The 1,155-nt window shown below is 36.5% G+C and carries 1 protein-coding gene; it reads left to right on the forward strand.

Translation table 11 applies throughout. The features are described from left to right. The coding region (locus AC1DPQ_RS28380; RefSeq protein ID WP_477611661.1) for a tetratricopeptide repeat protein at window positions 1-1,055 on the forward strand (1,055 nt) is incomplete at its 5' end. Between the last annotated feature and the right edge of the window lie 100 nt (window positions 1,056-1,155).

Raw genomic sequence — 1,155 nt, forward strand, 5'->3', positions numbered from 1 at the left:
GTGCGGTAAGCTCTGCATTTGCTCAGAAAAGTGAAATAACCGCGGCAAAAAACGACTGGGGTTTATTCCAGCTAACTTCTTCAAGTGCATCTACGCCGTTGGCGAAAAAGCTTGAAGCCTTAGCAAAAGGCTTGGCCCATACCGACAAAGCAATTGCTGATGAAAAATCTAAAGWAATGCCTGAAGCATGGTCGTACCGCGCTTTATTTGCTTCTTCTGCGGCTATTCTGGATTCAACAAGTACAGCGAATGCAGATGCAAACCTAAAAATTGCTCAGGATGCAGTTGTTGAAGCCAAGAAACTGGATACAAAAGGGAGTGAAAAAGATAATATTAATCTAGCTGAAACCAATATTAGCAACGCAGTTAGAAATGGTGGTGTAATTGCTTACAATAAAAAAGATTACAAAACTGCTTACGCAAAATTTGTTGCAGCAACAGTAATTAATCCAAACGATACCGCCATGTATCTAAATGCGGGTATTGCGGCAAGACTTAATGARGATTATCCAAACATGATTAGCCAATTCAAAAAAGTAATCTCTTTAAATTCCCCACAGTCTAAAGATTTATATTCTGAGATTATCACAACCACGTTGGCTAAACAAAAAGATACAACAGCTGCTTTGGCCGTTATTAAAGAAGCAACTGCTAAATTCCCCGAAAATACCGACTGGATTAAAACTGAAACCCAGATTTATATTGATAGGGGTGATGCTGCCAAATCTGAGCAAATGTTGGTTGCTTTAGCTGCAAAAGAACCTAACAACCCTAACTATCAGGTTCTTTTGGGCAACATTTATTTCAGTCAGGCTTTAAAATTACAGGCCGATAGAAATAAAATCGATTCTAAAAAAGTGAAAGAGTTTAATGAAGTAACAGGCAAAATGAATGCGCTGTTAGATAAATCTCTTCCTTTTTACAAAAAAGCACTTGAGGTTGATGCCAAAAATCAAGGCGCATTAGAAACCTTGAAAACGATCTATGCTTTTAGAAATGATACTAAAAATTACGAAGATATCAAGAAACGTTTAGACGCATTGCCTAAACAATAATTTATTGATCGATCCAAAAAAAGAGCCCTGAAATTTCGGGGCTCTTTTTTTTATGTTTATTTTTATCGTTTATTACGGTTTTACCACATTATTTATATTA

This window comes from Pedobacter sp. 01T416_2, assembly GCF_056398925.1.